General features: G+C 55.8%; 8 protein-coding genes. 2 read left to right on the top strand and 6 right to left on the bottom strand.

The genetic code is table 11. From position 1 onward, the window contains the following. Window positions 1-20: 20 nt before the first annotated feature. The 4 genes from PSR63_RS22725 to PSR63_RS22740 form a co-directional block, all read right to left on the bottom strand. Window positions 21-1,163 (bottom strand): hypothetical protein, encoded by a 1,143-nt coding sequence (locus tag PSR63_RS22725; protein ID WP_274327965.1) that lies wholly within the window; start codon window positions 1,161-1,163, stop codon window positions 21-23. A gap of 98 nt (window positions 1,164-1,261) precedes the next feature. Beyond that, window positions 1,262-2,917, bottom strand: coding sequence for a hypothetical protein (locus PSR63_RS22730; RefSeq protein ID WP_274327966.1), 1,656 nt, complete (start codon window positions 2,915-2,917; stop codon window positions 1,262-1,264). Then, a complete protein-coding gene (locus tag PSR63_RS22735) occupies window positions 2,914-4,887 on the bottom strand; it encodes a multiheme c-type cytochrome (protein WP_274327967.1) in 1,974 nt (657 codons plus the stop codon). The genes PSR63_RS22730 and PSR63_RS22735 overlap by 4 nt, the downstream gene beginning before the upstream one ends. A 226-nt stretch (window positions 4,888-5,113) precedes the next feature. Next, window positions 5,114-7,555, bottom strand: a complete 2,442-nt coding sequence (locus PSR63_RS22740) for a hypothetical protein (RefSeq protein WP_274327968.1) — start codon at window positions 7,553-7,555, stop codon at window positions 5,114-5,116. A 569-nt stretch (window positions 7,556-8,124) separates the two neighbouring features. On the opposite strand from PSR63_RS22740, the gene PSR63_RS22745 reads away from it, so the two are divergent. Continuing rightward, entirely contained in the window at window positions 8,125-14,178 is a 6,054-nt protein-coding gene (locus PSR63_RS22745; protein WP_274327969.1) for an alpha-2-macroglobulin family protein, read from the top strand. Window positions 14,179-14,261: 83 nt separating this feature from the next. Here the strand turns inward: PSR63_RS22745 and PSR63_RS22750 are convergent, their stop codons facing one another. After that, entirely contained in the window at window positions 14,262-15,674 is a 1,413-nt protein-coding gene (locus PSR63_RS22750) for a sulfatase-like hydrolase/transferase (RefSeq protein ID WP_274327970.1), read from the bottom strand. A gap of 31 nt (window positions 15,675-15,705) precedes the next feature. Here PSR63_RS22750 and PSR63_RS22755 point away from each other — a divergent pair, with 31 nt between their 5' ends. Next, a complete protein-coding gene (locus tag PSR63_RS22755; RefSeq protein WP_274327971.1) occupies window positions 15,706-16,572 on the top strand; it encodes an SDR family NAD(P)-dependent oxidoreductase in 867 nt (288 codons plus the stop codon). Window positions 16,573-16,595: 23 nt separating this feature from the next. Here the strand turns inward: PSR63_RS22755 and PSR63_RS22760 are convergent, their stop codons facing one another. After that, window positions 16,596-17,837: an NAD(P)/FAD-dependent oxidoreductase gene (locus PSR63_RS22760; RefSeq protein WP_274327972.1), complete on the bottom strand. Its 1,242-nt coding sequence runs from the start codon at window positions 17,835-17,837 to the stop codon at window positions 16,596-16,598. Window positions 17,838-17,865: the final 28 nt, after the last annotated feature.

The raw sequence follows: 17,865 nt of genomic DNA on the forward strand, positions 1-17,865 counted from the left end.
GTCGTTTTTCGCACTAGAGGTTAAGGTTTGGCGTCAACAATGGCCGTGCCGAGGTGGTCGCATACCCGTAGCTCGAAGTGCCATACGTTGGTCCACGACTGGGTTTGTTCGTTCTGAACGAGTTTGACGAGAATCGTATTCTCGCCCGCCTTGAGCTTGGCCTTGGCCGTGTATTGGTCGAACTTGTCGCCCGAGTGATACACCTTGTCCGAGGCAACGAGCTCGCCGTTGACCCAGACTTTGGTCGCATTGGGCGAGCCCCAACGCAGTTCAACGTCTTGTGCCTGATCGCTGTCGAAGGTGGTGACGGCGTAGCCAACCACTTCTTTGACCGGAGCGAAGGCCTTGTTGAAATCGACGCGTTTCTCTCCCTTGCCTAGCTCAAGTGGCTGCCATTTGGCCGGGGCAGGAATCTCGTCGATGAGCTTGCCCGCGTACGACGCTTCCAGGTCGATCTCTTTCTCAGGCGGATAAACGGTATCGAAGCCGGCTCCTTTGGCGAACTCGAAAGCGGCGATCACGTGCCAATTTTTCAGGAAGCCAAAATGTGCGGTCGTATCAACTTCGACATCCAGCTTCTTCAACGCGTCGGCGATCACTTTGGCTTGTTCGGCGCTGCGTGTGGCCGTCAGTGCTTGTTGGTAGGTCGCAATCCCTTCTTCTTTTTGCTCTGCTTCGACCTTCGCTTTCGCGTCTTCGATCAGCTTGTCGACTGCCAGGAGTCGCAGTTCCAGCGAAGCATCGTTCTCGAAGGCAGGGACCAGCTTCAGCGCGGCCGCTTCGTCTTGTTGCTTGAGCAGATGGTACGCGACGGACCGAGACTTGGGCGAGTGATCGTTCGTCTCGATGAACTCGATCAAGATGTCGTTGGCGATCGGCTTGCCTTCTTGGCGTGCTTTATCGGCGATCGCTTCGACGGCACCTCGCAGCCAGTTGGCAGCCACGGGACGATCCTCCTGCATCGCGGCTAGCACTTCGGGAATCGCGTCGGCGTTCATTTTGCCAAGGGCAGTAACCGCTTCGACCGCTTCAGGGTAGCCGGCTGCTTCAGCGCTGATCGCATTGATCTTGGTAGACAGTTCGGTCGCTTCACCGGCAATCAGAGGTGAGACGCTCAACAGCAGAGCGAAGCCAGTGGCAATAGATTGGTAACGTCGCATCATGGCTCGAATCGATCGAAGGGAAAAGGGCAGGGGTTTGCCCGATTGTAATCGATTCAGACGCGCGAGGAAGCATTGCCGCGGAAGTTTAACGAATCGGCTTAGAAGAGAATCGTTTCCGAGACGAACACGCCATCGCGGCGTAGCGACTCGGTGTCAGAGAGATTCACGATCCCCAAGACTTCGAAGAAAGTTCGTTTGCTTGTCTTTCGCTGGTAGCGAAGGCCAAACCCGTAGACCAAGTCGCCGTTGGGCGATTGGAAGGCGATTTCTGGGGCGATCGACTCGTCTTCGTGGTGTCGGAACAACTGAATGCCCAGCGAAGCCCCGTAGTTCTCGCCGAGGCTACTACCAGAAGAAATCGCCACCAGGGGATTCACGTCGAATGCGGCCCGTAGACGATTGAAATTGCCACCACCGGCTGAGTTCCAGCCGTCCGTTGCATAGAAGACATTGCAGTAGGCCACCCCAAACTCGATGCCTAGCGGATGGGCAGGCATGAGAAGGGTGTAGTTCGATTCCAAGACAAACAACTCGCCTGAGCCGGTACCAGCTTCGTCCCCGAATTTGAACAGGGCCCGCGTGGCATAGTTGAACCGGCCGTGGAACTTGGTGCGACTGACCGCCGCGAAATGCTGGTCGCGACCAGGCGCATCGGGCGTTTCGACAAACAGGTAGGACGCTTCGTAGAAGACCCGCTCGTAATCGATGCTGAAATTCGTTCCATACATCCGGCTATTGTCGTCGGCGACATTGTCGACATCGCTGGCCGCGTAAATGGCCTGGATGTTGATGTTGCTGGTGTTGCCAACAAAGAGCGTATTCTTGTTGATGACGGTCCCCAGGAGTTCGTCGTTCATCAACAGTTGGTTGTGCAGCTGGAACGGAAACTTGCCGCCAACCATGTGCACGTCGCGGACAGCGAATGGACTCATGAAGCCAGAGAACATGCTGTGCAGTTCTCCTTCAAACCAGAATCGCTGAGGCACACCGGTGCTGTTATCGATGTACCCAGCCGGATCGCTGAAGCGGTAGTACGAACCGCCGGTGTTGTCTTTGCCGATGGGACGGAACTGCACGTGAAAGCGTTCGGTCCCGGTTAGACGCAAGTCCAAGTCGACCAGCAACTGATGCCCCAGACCATCGCTACGCGTATTGCCCTGCTTGTATGCAATGGCACTGGCTTGGTAACCACCGTAGGCGACAAAGCGCGGTTCCCAGTTGTAGGCACCTGGCCCAAACCAGTCCAGCGAATACTGCTTGATCGGTCCTTCCCCTTCGAACTGTGTGAATAGCGTGAAGGGTTCGGGATCGATGTAATCTTCCGGTAGCCGCAGCATTTCGTAGTCGGTGTGCTCATCCTTGCAAGGAAAGCCCAGGCGGTCCCCTTCTGGTGCGTAGATGTACGAGCCGCCATGTTGCCACAGTTCTTCATCCAGTGATGGGAGTGGCTCGTCTTCCCAGGCCTTGCTCTGAGGATTATCTGGTGTGGCAAGGGGCAACAGGTGCGGCAATTCCTGAGGTGTCTCGATCGCTTCGGACAGCGGAGGTAGCAGTGACTCGTGCATGGGCGCAAAGCTGGCATGCTTCATCTCAGGAATCGTTAACCGAATGGGCCTGTCGCTCGACTGGCCAGGAATCGGCGGCTCTCCAAAGAGCGAGTCCTCTCCCAGCACGACCGAGCCACAGCAAAGAATTGCCGAGCACCACGCCGAAGCGAAGAGATGTCGAAGTTTGGATTGCACATGCGACGTCATGGAGTGACCTCGATGGTGCCACACCATTCTTGCAGGACGACCACCTCGAGCAGATGCTTCAAGTGAGGCGTACCGATGCGATCTAGAAGTGTTGGAGGAAGGTGACGGAAGTTGAGACGGGCCGTCACGCGGTACGTTCCTGGCTGCTTAGGCAGGTGTACGGGATAGGTTCGCCCTTGCTTGGAAAGGGGAGCCAGGCTTCCCTTGGCGATTCGGAATACCGGAGGTCGGCCGAACGAGGCGGAGATGCCATCGGCAGGACGCACGAAGCTGAGGGGATTCAGGTGGCGATTCACCGAGAGAACCACCGAGCGATCCGTGCCTTCGGACGTGAGTGCTGTGAACTTGTTTTGGAAGTTGAGCAAGTGCTTATCGTATGGAATCTTGCCGGCCAGGACGGCGTGGCTATGTTCGTCGCGCAGGTCGCCGTTGTCATCGAGGTCGCCCGAGGTGAAGACAATCCGTCCTTGTTCGTCATGCACCAGGACTGAAACCCAAGCCTGGCGTTCGGCGGTAAAACCGGTGGGGAAGCTGTGCCCGGACAGCTTGCTCTTCACTTCGACGTTGATATGAACCTTGTCGCCACAACCGGCTGTTTCCGGAGCACTCACGTAAAGGTCCGCTGCCTGGGACAGCACTTCGTATCGCTTTTGGGCGGCGATGCGATTGCTGTGACGGTTCTTCTTGCGAAGCTCCGTGAGCGTTTCCTTTTGGTATTCCGTCAGTGAATTCCAGTCACGGTAATCGACCTCGTACATCCAGTCGAGCTTCTCAGGGAACTCGGTATCGGGAAGCAGAGAGTAATCAGGACCGGCGAAGGTGTGATCGGTGAGTGGGCGAAGGGGGATCTGTTCTTCCGGTACGTCTGGCACCACGGCTGCTCGTCCCAAGGGGCGTTCGCAGTCTTTGAACGGAACGCCTTGTACGGGACCCATGTGGCACTGTTGGCAGGTAATCCCTTGCTTGGCCGCCGGGCTGTTTTGCCACTCGCTGAACGCTTCTTCAAGACGGACGCCTTGTGGGTTGGTCACGTCGTGGCATTCGCCGCAGAACTGCGAAGTCTTGATGTAGGGAAGGCCTTTTGATTCGTGTGTTGCCATCGCTTCGCCGCCGGTGGCATCGTCGAAGGGACCATACATGCACACGTCTTCTAACTTGCCGGGTTCGATCGGGACACGCCCGCTCGACTTGTAGTGCTTGGTGCTGCGGCGGTGGCAAGAGACACAGGTAACCCCTTCCATCGAGACCCGCGAACGGTGGACGTTGCGGCGGTTGCCATTCTCGCCCAGTGCCGTACCGACCGGCGTATGGCAGCGTGTGCAGAAGGTTCCTTGCGTTCCTTGGGTGCGTTCCATGAGGGTCAAGTTGAAGGCCTCAAACACAGGGCTATGCTGGGCATAGGCGTGCATCGAACGGGACCATTCGTCGTACTGTTTCGGATGGCAGGTCTGACACTGCTTGGCCGATGGAAATTCCATCTCGGTCAGCGGAGTGATATTGCAGTTCTCAGGCAGTGCGTATTCCAGGGCACCGTTTTCGATCCAGCGGTAGATTGCTTCCTGCTGACCTGGGGTAAGCCACTCCATCTTGTCTGGTGGCATTTCCGGCGTACGCGGCATGCCAGATCCAGGCTGGGCGTGTTCGTCCCATTCGATGTACATCAGCAGTGCCGAGTCTTTCGGGTTGCCTGGAATGACAAGGCGATCGTTGCCTGACTTGCCGGCGAGCAGGGCCTCGTAGGTGCTCAGGTCGACCCGCTTTGTGTTAGGGCGATGGCATCCGGCACACTTGTTGGCCAGGGTCATATAGACTTCGGGCCAATCGACATCGTAGGGATGAGGCTGCGAAATCAGATGGGGAATTGCTTCCACGGTTGTCGGGGCCGCACCCCAGAACCACAGCGCGCTGACCAGGCTCAGACCGAGGGTCAAAACCGCCAATTGGGAGGTCAATTTTTTGGCTGCGGGCATTCGGGTATCCTTCCCGTCGATCGATCGCGTTCCGGCCCTCCGATGGCTAGAACTACTGGGGTTGCGTGCACTGCATCCCCTGATATCACTTTTCGGCAGGGCGTTGGGGAGAGTCTTAGCTAACTAAGTGCGCACGTAGCTTTTAGAATAATCGGAAATGCTTAATACGAAGCTTCATGTTCCGCGATCGATTCCCCAAGAATTTGGCCTTAAAAGACGGTCCAAATTAGGGGGTTGAGCTCAGCTGCTTTACCGCTTCTACCAAGTCTTTGTCACGGGCCTTGGTTGCCGAGTCTTCTGCTAGCGTCGTCATGGCGATAGCGGCCTTTTCTTGACCATCTGCTTCCAGCAGCGGTACGTGCTTGATAGCGTGTTGGGCGATCGCGGCATGGACCTTCGAGGACATGCTCGACCCTGCTGCTAGCTGCATGGCTTTGAGGTGCCATTCCCCCTCGTCGATGGCGAAACGAGTATGCCAGTCGTGGATGATTTGCGAGCAAGTGGCAAAGTCACCTCCGCGAGCCGATTCGGCCAAGGCATAGCGGAAGCCAGCGAACTGCTGCGGCGAACCATTGGGCATCGCCATCGCGGCAGCGGCCATCTCTTGCCCGATTTTGGCATGATCATCAAGACGCTGCGCTGACTGAATCCGCGAGTTCCATTTCTCCTGGAAGGCAGCCGCCGGGGCCGAGATATCTGCTTCGGTCGGAATCGTTGCTTGCTCGATCAGGTCATCCGCAAGCTTGTAGGGATCGGTAAGCACAGCGACCAGGTTGTTTATTTCTTCGTCCGGCAGAAAGGCAGTCGCCAACTCTTCACGTGCCCGCTCTGGTCCACCATCGGGGGTCATCAATAGGAACGCACCGATGATCTTCTTCGTTTCGGCCTGAGTGGGCAGTTCTTGTTCGGCAAGGAACTTGGCCAAGCCGGCAGGAATATCGGCGAGCGTGTAACGGCGGTTCTCACCATCCATCCGAATTACGAGACGATTCGCATCCGACTCGACAACACGAATCATCGTGCCGTTCACGTCGAGGTCAGAGTCAGGCGGAAGCTTGGTAAGTCGTGACGAAACGGCTTGCCAGAACTGCTGATTCAAGTCAGCCACTTCCTTCAGGTGGTCGAGCTTATCTTGGTGCTTCGGAGCCGTAACCAGCGGAGCCGCCTGAGCGATCAGTTGTTGGGCCGTGGCAGCGCTGCGGTCGATGATCTGCTGGCGGGCCTGTTTCATTAGGCCGGTTAGTTGATCGACATTGGCCGTCGAATCCGCCGGCATCGAGCCAGTGTTCTCCATGGGGGTCATGGTGTTGGTGTCGGTTGGCGTTGAGGTCATCTCAGTCGGCTTGGGCGATGTATTGGAAGCCATCATGCTGCCGCCGAGGTACTTCTTCTTGCCCGCTTCCAAAGCAGCGAGCGCCCCACCATCGGCACCCGATTGGGTCCACAAGTCGCGGACGAACTCGATATCGGCCTTAGGCGAGAGCAAGAGGTAGGAAGCCTCCACGCGTTGTTTCACGGTGTCTTCACCCTTCAAGCGGCTAATGGCAATTGCACGCTGGAAGCCATCGGGGAGTTGGCCGCGTTCGTATCCTTTGTTTTGACCTGCGAAGCGAATGACAACACGATTGTCATCGATCGTAGTAACCGTGAAGGACGTGCTGCCGACGGTGAGCTCTTCGTTTTCACGAAGCGATGCGGTGCCGTCATTGAGCGCTTTGTTGTAGGCCATCAGGTCCTGCACGAACTGATCGATGCGATCGAAGTCGGTCTTGCCTTCAGGCGTTTTCGGAAGCTTGCGAACCTCGTCCAACGCAATCGATGACTTGGCGAAGTCGTTTTCACTGATCCCAACCCAGGCCGTTTCGATCGCCGTCTTTAGCTCTGCTTGATCCTCGGCGGTGGCCATGGGTTCTGGCGGCTTGGTGTCCATCGCTGGCATGCCAGCCATCGTTTCTTCAGGATCGCCTAGGCCAGGGATCGAACTGGCCAGATCGTTGGAGGTCGGACGTTTGCCCGACTTGGGACCAGGAGGCGTGTTCCTGCCCTTTTCCGGCTCTTCGTCTTCTTTCTCGACAGGGGGCTGCGGCGTCGGTACTTTCGGCTCAGGATCGTTTTGAGCGACGGGCTCGTCCGCAGGCTCGGTGAAGATGAAGTAAGCGCCACCGGCAACTGCGGCCAATAGTAGAATTGCGGCTCCGCTCATGTACAAACCGAATGCCGAATTCTTAGCACGGCTTTTGGCAGACGATGCGGCGGATGGCTTCTTCGATTTCAGCTGGATATCGCCACTTGAATCGGAAGATGCCGTGGCAGCCGGGCTGACTGGAGCAGCGGCTTGAACCGGAGCGGCCGTAGCAGGCTGGGCAGCCGCAACCGGAGCGGTCTGGCTACTGAAGTAGGCTTGTAGCTGTTGGTCGTAGGCTTGTTTCTGGGCCGGATCCAACAGGCAGTTTTGGGCCAATTGGATTTCGGAAATCAATGTCTGGCGGAGTGGCTCATCGGCTGGGGCCATCGGAATCGAGGCGCGCGACATGGCATTCTGCGCGGCAACCATGATTTTGCCGGTGTCGGTCTCGTACATTGGTAATCCCAGCAGCGTATAGCAGTCGGGGCGACCGGTGACGTTGAGACCCAACCACATTTGGTAGGGATTGGTTGCTTGAGTCATTCCTCGAAACTCGCGAGTACGTAATGTTTACTTCAAGGCTAGTTGCCGTTTCGCCTAAATGCCCTACTAGGACTGGGTTTCGCCTCTGATAGTACGACGAGGAAGCGACCGATTTTGTTTCGTAAATCGGTTGTATCGACAACGATGGGGGGATAATTCATTGTCAGGGGGGTGAGTTGCCCCAATTGTAGCGAGATCGAAGCACGTGGAAAGAGATGTTACTCCCCCTATGTTAACGTCGCGACGCAAGATCTTGGACATCTGGGCAAACTTATTTTTGTAAGGGCGAAATCTAGAAAACTTCATAAAATGTCAGTCGTAGAAAAGTCTGAGCAATTCGTGTTTAACTGAAATCGCATGAGGGCTTTAGATCGTCTACACCTGAGCAAGACAATTAGCTTTTCACCCCACGGAATGTCGCAGATACCTCGGAGAGGGCACCCATTATGATCTTTTCGCTCCAACGCACCGTCCCCTTAGCCATTCTTTGCAGTTGTGCTGCAATGATGACAGTCTGGATCGGATCGCACGTTACTACGGCCCAAGGGCCCACACCTGACTTGAAAAAAATGGAAGAGCTATACAAGCAGGGAAATTACAAAGAAGCCTACGAAGCTGCCGAGAAGCTTTTCGTTGATCCACAGCAAGATCCGAAAGAGCTTGCTCGTTTGATCTACGTACCCATTCAATCGCTGCAGCGGCTGGCTCGCTATGCCGAAGTCGATGCATTTTTGGAGAAAGCCGTCGAGGCTCAGAAAGATGAGTGGCGCGTTCTCCAAGCAATCGCAACCCAATATCAAAGTCTGAATCACTGGGGAGCGATCAACGACAACGAGTATCAGCGAGGCCCTGTCCGCGGTGGTGGTAAGCGAGTGAACAGCATCGACCGCGATTACACGCGGGCCTTGCAGCTATATGTCGACGCGATGAAAGTCGCGCAGACGAAAGATGCCGAGCCAGACATGGCCAACCTCTTTCAGGACGTTGCGAATTTCTTTCTCAATAACCGCTATGGTCGTGGTGCCTGGCAGCTGCAATATCTGACCGACATCGAAACGCTGCCTGACTACGACGAAAGCTACAACTATGGCGGGTCGAATCAGGGAGCCCCGGTCGATGAAGAGGGCAACCCGATTTACTACCACGTTCCCAAGTCGTGGGACGATGCCAAAAACGATGGCGAACGGATGCGCTGGGCCATGGAGCAAGTGGCGGAGTACGATGCAAATCGTACCGGCCAGGTCAAACTACGCTGGGCCAGCTTTCTAAACTCGCAGTTCGGTGTCCAAACGCTTCAGCAGTACCAGTGGTTCTTCGCCCCGCGCAATGACGATGACGAGAATGAAACTCCTCATCTCTTGCAGCTGAGCACATTGGCGGATAACGAAACCATTGCCCGCCTGGCAACAGGGATCAAACGCTTCAAGCTGCCGGACGAGTTCAATCACATCAAGATCTGGCAAGATTTGATTCAGGAAAAGGATTCGCAGCGTGGGTCTGCCTACGATCAGTTGGCATCTGTCTTCGAGAATCGTCGACATTACCCCAAAGCGGCCCAGACTTGGAAGGATGCCATTGCCGACGTAGGTCCAGGCTCGAATAACTATCGCCGCAAGCGACTCGAGCAGATCGTGAACAACCTGGGGCAGTTCCAGGGAGGCCAGGTCAATGCGGCTGGCCAAGGAGCGACGCTGCAGTACCTGTTCCGCAATGGAACCGAAGTCGAGTTCACGGCCCATGCCATCAAGATCGAGCAGTTGATTGCGGACGTGAAGAAGTACCTGAAATCGAACCCTGGCCGGATCGATTATCAGAAGGTTCAATTCCAACAGGTGGGTGAGAAGATTCTCTTTCAGGATGGCGGCGACGTCTATCTTGGAGATCAAGTCGCCAAATGGTCGGAGAAGCTGAATCCTCGTCCTGGCCACCTCGATCAACGCATCGATGTGCACGCTCCGCTAAACAATGCCGGCGCGTACATGGTGACGGCCAAGATGAAGGACGGCAACGTCTGCAAGGTGGTTGTCTGGGTTGCCGACACGGTGATCGTCAGCAAGCAGTTGGACCAGAAAAAGTATTACTATGTCGCCGATGCGGTCAGTGGTAAGCCGATCGAAAAGGCCAATGTCGAGTACTTCGGCTACAAGGTCGAACAGATTCGCAATCAGAACCGCTTCAATATCTTGACGAAGAACTTCGCCGAATTCACCGATGCGGACGGCCAGGTTATTTTGGCCGACAACCCGCTGACGCATCAGTATCAATGGCTGGTCATGGCCCGGACCGACAAAGGACGCTTCGCGTTTCTGGGCTTTCAGCACATCTGGTACGGCCGCCGACACGATGCGACCTACAACCAGGTACGCAGCTACGGGATCACCGATCGGCCGGTCTATCGACCGAATCAAACGATGAAGTTCAAGTTCTGGACACGGCGTTCGCAATACGATCAGGCCGACGTCAGCCAGTTCGCCGGTCAGTCGTTTAACATCCAGTTACGCGATCCGCAAGGAAACGAGATCTTCAATAAGCAGTTCACCGCGGACGAGTACGGCGGTATGGACGGCACGTGGGAGATTCCTTCCGACGCGAAGCTGGGACAGTACAACCTCTACACGAACCACGGCAACATTCAGTTCCGGATCGAAGAATACAAGAAGCCGGAATTTGAGGTCACGATTGATGCCCCCGAGAAGCCGGTTGAACTAGGCGAGACGATCACGGCCAAGATCAACGCCAAGTACTACTTCGGTTCGCCGGTTACCAATGCCACGGTCAAGTACAAGGTCGAGCGTTCACCGTACAACCGCCATTGGTACCCGACAGCTCGCTGGGACTGGTGCTTTGGCAATGGCTACTGGTGGTTCGCTTACGACTATGCCTGGTATCCCGGCTATCACAAGTGGGTGGGATGCGTTCGCCCAGCTCCATTCTGGATTGGGTGGTCGCATAATCCTCCCGAGCTTGTCCTGGAGCAGGAAGTCAAGATTGGCGAAGACGGTACCGTCGATGTCGAAATCGATACGGCCCTAGCCAAAGCATTGCATGGCAACGAAGACCATCAGTACACCATCACGGCAGAAGTTCGCGATCAATCGCGACGCACGATTGTCGGTAGCGGCAAGGTCTTGGTAGCACGCGAGCCGTTCAAGGTTTATACGTGGGTTGATCGCGGTTACTACGATGTCGGCGATACGATTCACGCCCATTTCCTGGCCCAAACGCTTGATGCCCGGGACGTTGCTGGTAAGGGAACGCTGAAACTTCTCAAGATCACCTACGACGAAAAGAAGGAGCCGATCGAGACGGTAGTTCAGGAGTGGCCCGTCGAGATGAAAGGGGAGGGAAGTGTTTCCCAAACCATGAAAGCCTCAGCCGCTGGGCAATACCGGTTAAGTCTCACACTTACCGACCAGGCCGGTCATACGCAGGAAGGTGGTTACATCTTCACCATTCGCGGACAAGGTTTCGATGGATCAGAGTATCGCTTCAACGACCTGGAACTGATTCCTGACAAGAAGGAATACGAGGCCGGCGATACGGTTAAGCTGCAGATCAACACCAACCGAGTCGGTAGCACGGTGTTGCTCTTCGTGCGTCCGTCGAACAGTGTTTACTTGCCACCGAAGGTGGTTCGTCTGACGGGCAAGAGCACCGTGCATGAGATTGCCGTCCTCAAGAAGGATATGCCCAATTTCTTTGTCGAAGCTCTGACGATCGCCGATGCCCGCGTGCATGACGAGGCGAAGGAGATCGTTGTGCCGCCAGAAACGCGCGTGCTGGACCTGCAAGTCGAAACCGACGCAACCGAGTATCTGCCAGGCAGCCAGGGCAAGATTAAGATCAAACTGACCGATCACACAGGCGAGCCATTCGTCGGATCGGCCGTTCTTACCATGTACGACAAGTCGGTTGAATACATCAGCGGCGGGTCGAATGTGCAGGACATTAAGGAATTCTTCTGGAAGTGGCGTCGCCACCATCACCCGCAAACGGAACACAGTCTGAATCTGTACAGCTATAACCTGACTCCGAAGGGGCAGTTGGCTCTGCAGTACTTGGGCGCGTTTGGCCGCAGCGTGGCGGATGAGTTCGCCTTAGCAGAAGGCATGGAAATGGATGGAGCCGGTGCGGCATTTGGAGATCGCAGTAGCGGGATGCTCCAATCGCGGACTCGTGGCATGATGTCGAAAAACGCTGTGGCCGATGCCATGCCGATGTCAGCCGCGGCTCCGATGGCGATGGAAGAGAAGGCTATGCTCGGCTCAGACAAGCAGCAAGCCGCCCAGGGACAGACCGATCTGGTCGAGCCGACCGTGCGGTCGAACTTTGCCGATACCGCGTTGTGGGTTGGCAGTGTCGAGACCAACGAGAAGGGTGAGGCAGAGTTCAAGCTCGACTTGCCCGAGAACCTGACCTCTTGGATGATTCGTACGTGGGCGATGGGACAAGGAACGAAAGTCGCCTCGGCCGAAACTGAAGTGGTCACACGTAAGAACCTGATCGTTCGCCTTCAGGCTCCTCGCTTCTTCGTGCAGAAGGACGAGGTGGTCCTGTCGGCCAATGTTCATAACTACCTAGAGACCGAAAAGTCGGCTGTGGTTTCGCTGGACATTCCGACTGGATTGATGTCGAGTGAGACGCCGCTGACGCAGAAGGTAACCATTCCCGCTGGTGGAGAAGTTCGCGTTGATTGGACGGTGAAAGTGACCCAGGAAGGGGAAGCGACCATCACCATGAAGGCGCTGACCGATGAAGAATCGGACGCCATGCAGCAAAGCTTCCCGGTTTACGTTCACGGTATGCTCAAGACCGAGTCATGGGCAGGCACCGTGCAGCCGGAGCAGAACTCGCAAGGCATCACCATCCATGTGCCCGAAGATCGTCGACCGGAAGATTCGCGTCTGATCATTCGCTACTCGCCAAGCTTGGCCGGTGCGATGGTGGAAGCACTTCCGTACATGATCGATTACCCCTACGGCTGCACCGAGCAGACTCTCAATCGCTTCGTGCCAACGGTCATTACCCGTAAGGTGCTGGGCGAAATGGGAATCGATCTGAAATCGATCGCTGAACATCAGAATAATCTGAACGCCCAGGAAATTGGCGATCCGGGTGAGCGGAACGCTCGCTGGAATGCCAAGTGGGACGGCACGTTGAAGAACCCCGTCTTCGATGACGCGGAACTTGAAAAGATGGTCAAGAGCGGCGTCCAGAAGCTGACTGAGATGCAAAACTCGGACGGCGGTTGGGGCTGGTTCTCTGGCTATCATGAACGCAGCTACCCGCACACGACGGCGGTGGTCGTTCGTGGTTTGGTGATCGCGGAACGCAATGGTGCCGCCGTAGTGCCGGACGTGATCGAGCGTGGCAAGCAGTGGCTGATCAACTACCAGAAACAGGAAGTTCAGAAGCTGCAAAATGCCGACGAAAAGAAGAAACCTTGGAAGTCCAAAGCGGACAACCTCGACGCGGTGATCTATGCCGTTCTCGCGGAATTGGATCACGATAACAACGCCATGCGAGGCTTCCTCTACCGTGACCGAACGAACCTGTCGGTGTACGGCAAGGCCCTGTTCGCATTGGCATTGCATCAAGTGGGTGATGCCGAGAAGTTGGCAATGCTCCGCCGCAATCTGGATCAGTACCTGGTAACCGATGAGGAAAACGAAACGGCTTACCTGAAGACGCCAGCCGATAGTGCCTGGTGGTACTGGTACGGCGATGCGATCGAAGCCAATGCTTACTACTTGAAGCTGTTGGCAGCGACCGATGCCGATAACGTGACTGCCCGGCGGTTGGTGAAGTACCTGCTAAACAACCGTAAGCATGCCACCTACTGGAAGTCGACTCGCGACACGGCACTTTGTGTCGAAGCGATGGCCGATTACCTGCGGGCAACGGATGAGTTGAATCCAGAGATGACCGTCGAGATCTTCATCGATGGGGAGAAGAAGGCCGAAACCGAATTCACTAAGGAGAATCTCTTCACGGTGGACAACACGGTTGAACTCACCGGCATGCAGATCACCGATGGCGATCACAAGGTGGAAGTCCGCCGTAAGGGTGACGGTCCGGTGTACTACAGTGCCTACCTGACCAACTTCACGCTGGAGGACTTCATCACCAAGGCTGGCCTGGAAGTCAAAGTCGAACGACGCTTCTACCGCTTGGATCGCGACGAAGACGCGACCGCCAAAGCGGTCGGAGCACGCGGTCAGGCTTTGAAAGAAAAGGTCGTAAAGTACAAGCGAACCCTCTTGGAAAACGAGTCGCAAGTTACCAGTGGCGATCTGATCGAAATCGACCTCGTGATTGAGAGCAAGAACGACTACGAGTACGTGATGTTCGAGGACAAAAAGGCCGCTGGTTGCGAGCCGGTCGATCTGCGAAGTGGCTACAACGGCAATTCGCTGGGGGCCTACATGGAACTGCGTGACGAGAAGGTCACCTTCTTCGTGCGGCAGCTTCCACGTGGCAAGCATACGCTGACTTACCGCTTGCGGGCCGAGATTCCCGGCAAGTTTAGTGCCTTGCCAGCCGTTGCCCAGGCCATGTACGCTCCGGAGCTGGTCGGTAACTCGGACGAAATGAAGCTCCGCATCAAGGATCTGGAGAACTAGTCGTCACCCAAGACGACAAGTCGGAAAAATAAAAGGGGCGATCAGTTTGACTGATCGCCCCTTTTTTATATTCACCATGGGGACTACTTGGGTTCCCAGTCCCCACCGTTATCGGCCGGCATCGATTTGTGCCACGCGAGCAAGGTCTCTTTCAGCGACGAAACCAATTCCGGGTTTTGCTCGGCGACGTTGGTCGTCTCTCCCTTGTCCTTTGCTAAGTCATACAACTCGACGTCACTACCATCGTAGCTGCAAAGCAACTTCCATTGGCCATCACGGACAGCCAGGTCAGGAAGCTGTTTGCCTTGCAGTTCCGGGCGATCAGGCGGACGGCGAAAACAGATGGGAGTCGAGTGCGATGCATCGGCTTTCCCGAGAAGAACGCCCGGCAAGGCTTCGCCATCGAACTTAACGCCTTCCTTCGCTTTGGTGCCGCAAATGGTAAGCAAACTCGGTACAAGGTCGAACGCTGCAAAGACCGATGTTTCGTTGGTCGTTCCGCTCTTGTCGCCGCCGATCAATCCTGGTCCCCAGACGATTAACGGCGATCGAACGCCTCCTTCGTAAAGGGTGGTCTTGTGACCTCGATAAGGCCCTGCACTGCCGGCGCCCAGTTCGGGGCCATTGTCAGAGCACATCAGGATGAGCGTGTTATCACGCAGCTTTGTATCGCTGCGAATAAAATCGAAGAGCGTGCCCAACTGCTCGTCCATCGTTTCCAGCACGCCCAGGTAGAGCTGCCGCTTGGTCTGATCACCGCGGCGTTCTTTTGGCGGAAAGAAAGGAGAGTGGACATCGTCCGGCCAGACGTTCACATAAAAAGGCTTGTCATCGGCTTGAGCTTGTTGGATGAAATTGATCGTTGCGTCGACGAACGTTTGCGTGATCTTGTCACGCTTCTCCCAGGTAATCTTACCGCGTCCCAACTTGTCGCTTCCGAGCGTGTGCAGTCGTGGCTTCTTTCCGTCGTAGGCATCAAGCTCGGCCAGGACGCGATCTCCCAGGCCTTCGAAGTTGGTCAGCGAAGCATCGAAGCCGTACTCGGTGATCAGCGGTGCTTCACCTACATCACGTTGGCCTCCCATGTGCCACTTGCCGAAGTGTCCGGTCGCGTAGCCTGCGTCGTGAAGCATGTCGGCAAGCATGGGGGCGGAAGGATCGAGCCACTGGGCCATTCCGCGCCGCTTGTTCAGTTGGCGATGGGCCAGGTAGGACGAGATCTTCCAACGCTGCGGATACTGTCCCGTCGAGATCGCCGTCCGCGAAGGCGAGCAGATGGGTGAGTTGACATAAAACTGCGTGAAGCGAATGCCTTCTTTCGCCAGCCGATCGCAGTTCTCGGTGGTGGCGTCCTGATTGCCGAAGCTCGAGAAGTCACCCCAGCCCATGTCGTCGATGAAGACCAGAATCACGTTGGGTGGACGTTCGGCCGCTGAGGCGGGGGATATCAGGAGGCAACCAAGGAGCAGGAATAGCGTCAGACGAAGGAACTTCATGGGGTAGGTCCTCGAAGGAAAAGCATCGGTTATGGGACCGGTCAATCTACCAGAAGGGAGGCTGATTCCAATCAATTTCGCCGTTGTGGGTAGTCAGAACATACGGTTTCTGCTGCGGAATGCAAACAAGTTCATTGCGATCGAAAAGGTTCTCATGATGACAAACGAAAAGCCCGTCGCCATGGTGATTGGGGCAACCGGTGGGATTGGCTCGGCTACTGCCCGACTACTGGCTTCACGTGGCTATCGCCTGTTGTTGGTGTCTCGTAGCGAAGAGAAGCTTCAGGCACTTGCCGGTGAACTTGATGCTCCGTATATCGTGGCCGACGCCACGCAGTTCGATCAAGTCGATGCGGCCGCGAAGCAGGCTCTGGAGCAGTTTGGGCATGTCGATGCCATCATCAACGCCGTGGGATCGGTCTTGTTGAAGCCAGCTCATATCACAACATCGACCGAGTTGGATCAGACCATCGCGTTGAACGTCACCACCGCCTTCGCAGCCATTCGTGCGGCATATGGTGTGATGCGCGAGTCCGGCGGGAGCGTCGTTCTGTTCTCATCCGCGGCCGCACGGATCGGACTCCCCAATCATGAAGCGATCGCCGCAGCCAAAGGAGCTGTCGAAGGGTTGGTTAAGTCAGCAGCCGCGACCTACTCAGGCAAGAATATTCGTGTAAATGCGATTGCACCTGGCTTGGTCGAAACACCCCTCACAGAAGCGATCTGGTCGCGACCTCGCTCAGCAGATGCATCGAGGGGATTGCATCCGCTCGGGCGTCTCGGGAAGCCCGACGATATCGCGTCTCTGACAAGCTGGCTGGTCGACCCGCAGAATAGTTGGATCACAGGGCAAGTGATTGGCGTCGATGGTGGACTGGCCGGCCTCAAAACTGGCTAGCCATCGTCTTTCTTAGCCGAACATTATTGAGCCATCTCTTCCGACTCAGATTTCATCGTCGCGATCGACTCGAATACCTGGTCGAGACTGTCCTTAAACAGATCACCAATCAGCAGGTCGGTGATGTCGCCACGGTGATTGGGGAAGCGTCGAACGAAACGGCCGAAATTGAAGCCGTCGTAGTATTCGCAAACCAGCTTTCGCATCCGTTCCATGCCCACCATGTACTCTTTTTCCCAATGGGCCAACTGGGTGCGGCTGGTGTCACCTTTCTTCAATCCCTCGACAATCGCATCGGCGGCCAGCTCGCCTGACTTCAATGCCAGAAGCACGCCAGAAGAGTAGAGCGGATCGAGGAAACCGAGAGCATCGCCAATCAATACCCAGCCATCGCCGGCGGCTTGCTTCGATTTGTAGGTGAAATCCTTTGTCGCGAAGATCTTGGTAACCTGCTCGGCACCTTCAACACGCATCTTGGCGGCGGGACATTTTTCCAGTTCTTCAGCAAAGACCTGTTCGTGCGAGCCACGACCTTTGAATAAGTAATCAAAGTCTCCGACAACGCCAATGCTGACCATGTCGTCGTGCAGCGGAATGTACCAGAACCAACCCTGCTTGTTTTCAACTTGCAGAACGGTGGTTGCTCCTTCGTCACGGCCTGGATCGCGTTTGGCACCTTTGTAATAGGTCCAGATCGAACCTTTGTTCAGCGAGGGATCGGGAACTCGCAACTTCAGCTTGTTGATCAATAGCGAGCTTTGCCCACTCGCATCGACCACGACGTCGGCGTGAATGTCACGCTTCTCACCGTTTTCATCCATGATCTGAATGCCGGTCGCACGCTCCCCATCGAACAACACGTCCATGACACGCACGCCTTCGTGCGTTTTCACACCGTGTTCTTCAGCGTTACGAAGCATCATCTCATCGAATTCGCTGCGACGGACTTGCCACGTCTGCGAACAATCGTGATCTTTGTTGTCGTGGAAGTAGAAGGGAGCCGATTGCTTGCCCGAATCGCTGACGAACTGAACGCTGTACTTTTTGATGAACTGACTATCCTTCAGCTTAGGAAGCATGTTCAAGCGTTTAAGTACCCAGTATGTCTCTGGAATGAGCGACTCGCCAATGTGAAAACGCGGGAACTTCTCGCGCTCGAAAAGCTCTACCCGAATGCCTTGCTGGGCGAGAAGGGTGCTGACCGTAGCTCCTGCAGGCCCACCCCCGATAACGACAACTTGTGGCTTGTTCTGTATATCGATCATGCTCAAAACTACTTGTCTGATGAAGGTC

The sequence above is a fragment of the Bremerella sp. P1 genome, from assembly GCF_028748185.1.
Classification (GTDB): domain Bacteria; phylum Planctomycetota; class Planctomycetia; order Pirellulales; family Pirellulaceae; genus Bremerella.

What these genes read in the sequence shown, in the direction of transcription:
- PSR63_RS22725 (WP_274327965.1), bottom strand. Translation starts at nt 1,163, where the DNA reads ATGATGCGACGTTACCAATCTATTGCCACTGGCTTCGCTCTGCTGTTG.
- PSR63_RS22730 (WP_274327966.1), bottom strand. Translation starts at nt 2,917, where the DNA reads ATGACGTCGCATGTGCAATCCAAACTTCGACATCTCTTCGCTTCGGCG.
- PSR63_RS22735 (WP_274327967.1), bottom strand. Translation starts at nt 4,887, where the DNA reads ATGCCCGCAGCCAAAAAATTGACCTCCCAATTGGCGGTTTTGACCCTC.
- PSR63_RS22740 (WP_274327968.1), bottom strand. Translation starts at nt 7,555, where the DNA reads ATGACTCAAGCAACCAATCCCTACCAAATGTGGTTGGGTCTCAACGTC.
- PSR63_RS22745 (WP_274327969.1), top strand. Translation starts at nt 8,125, where the DNA reads ATGGAAGAGCTATACAAGCAGGGAAATTACAAAGAAGCCTACGAAGCT.
- PSR63_RS22750 (WP_274327970.1), bottom strand. Translation starts at nt 15,674, where the DNA reads ATGAAGTTCCTTCGTCTGACGCTATTCCTGCTCCTTGGTTGCCTCCTG.
- PSR63_RS22755 (WP_274327971.1), top strand. Translation starts at nt 15,706, where the DNA reads ATGGGACCGGTCAATCTACCAGAAGGGAGGCTGATTCCAATCAATTTC.
- PSR63_RS22760 (WP_274327972.1), bottom strand. Translation starts at nt 17,837, where the DNA reads ATGATCGATATACAGAACAAGCCACAAGTTGTCGTTATCGGGGGTGGG.